Annotated in this window: 1 protein-coding gene; it reads left to right on the top strand. The window is 44.8% G+C overall.

The features are described from left to right. The first annotated feature begins 190 nt into the window (after positions 1–190). Complete coding sequence (locus EV294_RS30120; RefSeq protein WP_132313686.1) at positions 191–1,477, top strand: IS110 family RNA-guided transposase; 1,287 nt, start codon at positions 191–193, stop codon at positions 1,475–1,477. Positions 1,478–2,022 lie beyond the last annotated feature (545 nt).

Here is a 2,022-nt window from a genome sequence, read left to right as displayed (position 1 = left end):
TCATATATTAGATTCATAGATTCATTACTATGCAATGTACAGATATACTAAGGACCATGGTAAATATTGCTGACAGTCACTTTCTGGTGAACTAAACATTCCTGTAGAGCCTAAGAAATGGGCTTTGTAAAAAAAGGAGCGCCTCGTTATGATGGGTTTGTCGACAACACATCAAGGAGGCGCTCTTACTATGAAGTTTAAGCAATCAGACGCTCAAAATCAACGCATTCAACAAATTACCACCGCACATCTTGTTATAGGAATCGACATGGCCAAAGAAACCCATGTGGCACAAGCTACGAATTTCCGAGGAATCGTGGTTTCCAAACGTCATCTCTCATTCTCAAATAGTATTGAAGGCTTTGAAAAATTGAACCGCTGGATGACGGAGTTACTGCAAAAACACCGATTAAAGAGGCTCATTATCGGTATGGAGCCAACAGGCCATTACTGGTTTAACCTGGCCAACTGGTTATCAGATAAGGGAATACACGTGGTCATGGTAAATCCAGCCACAACAAAGAGAAACAAAGAAAACCGAGATAATAGCCCATCAAAGAATGACCCTAAAGATGCTCTTACTATCGCAGACTCAGTCAGCCGGGGCTTTTACTACGAATATACACGTCAATCACTTGTATTCCAACGATTGAAGACCATAATGAGCGACCGGGAATTTTGGGTGACATGTAGTGTACGGTTGCAGAATCGGATCGTACGCTGGCTGGACATTCGGTTTCCCGAATATCCTTCTGTATTCAAGGACTGGACTTGTAAGCGTTCGATGGCGACCCTCAAAACCTTCCCTTGCCCACAGGATCTCGAGAACTATATAGTACATGATGTCATTGACGCCTGGAGAGTGCATATGCAGCGAGTTGGGGGCTCAACAGGGTTTGAGAAGGCTGCACAACTTATCGCACGAGCGAAATGTAGTGTTGGAGAACAAGCCGCTGCAGAAGAAGCAAAAGCAGATTTAAGACGGCTCATTGAAGAATTTGAGCGTGTTACTACGATGCTTGAACAGATTGAAAGGGACATCGAAGTATTGCTTTCAGAGATTCCTATGGCGCAGCAGCTTCGTACCATAAAAGGACTTGGGAAGATCTTCACTGCGGCTATTTTAGCTGGTACTGGGGATCTGAGGCAGTATGCGCATGGACGTCAGGTAATGCGTAAGGCTGGCCTAAATCTGGCTGAAAGTTCATCTGGTAGGCGGAAAGGCCAAATAGTTCTTTCGAAACGAGGAGACTCTGCCTTGCGAAAATATCTCTATCTTGCAACTGTTCAGCTCGTTTGGAACAACCCTGTTTTCCGTCATCTGCATGAACATAATGTGCAAGAAAAGAAGATGAAAAAGCAGCAATCCATATTTAAGCTAATAGGAAAGTTGGCACGAATACTAGTTGGTATTGTTCAACGAGGAGAAAAGTTCACGCCAGAAAAAACCGTCTTAACCTGGTCAGAAGCAGCTTAAATCAAAAGTAATCACGTATATTGACTCATTCGCGGGATTTCACAAAGAAAGCACGGAGGACCGAGTTCGTTCTCCATAAGGGCTACGACCCATCCGCTAAACGCTATCGGTCTCCACACCTTGGACAGGTATAACGAAGGAATGTAAGGGCATTGACCCGTTGAGTTGTGGGAGGGTGAACCTCCAAGGATCCTGTGGGGTATGCGTGCAGTAGAAACAGTCTGGGGAATATTTCCTGAGTCTTCCTCTATTTCCGCATGCCCAGCCAACCACCTCATACGGTATCAACTGCGCTGTTTCCTGAGATGGACATGATCCAAGGTGACGAAATCCTGCGAATGAGTGAGTATATGTGAGATAAACCCTTAAAAACGAGGGACGGAGAACGATAGTTGAATAGCCAAACGAACGAATAAAGCTGCCGGCATGCAACCAGCAGCTTTATTACGTTAACGGGCAGCATTCCTATAATGAAGAAATACGAGGTTTGAGAAACAAAAAGACTCCTTGGTATGATGTTAATGGGTCCACGACGCTGGCCAGCT

This window comes from Paenibacillus sp. BK033 (genome assembly GCF_004345425.1).
Taxonomy (GTDB): Bacteria; Bacillota; Bacilli; order Paenibacillales; family Paenibacillaceae; genus Pristimantibacillus.
This window is presented reverse-complemented; position numbering and strand designations above follow the sequence as displayed.

Coding starts and splice junctions, on each gene's coding strand:
- EV294_RS30120 (WP_132313686.1), top strand. CDS start 191: ATGAAGTTTAAGCAATCAGACGCTCAAAATCAACGCATTCAACAAATT.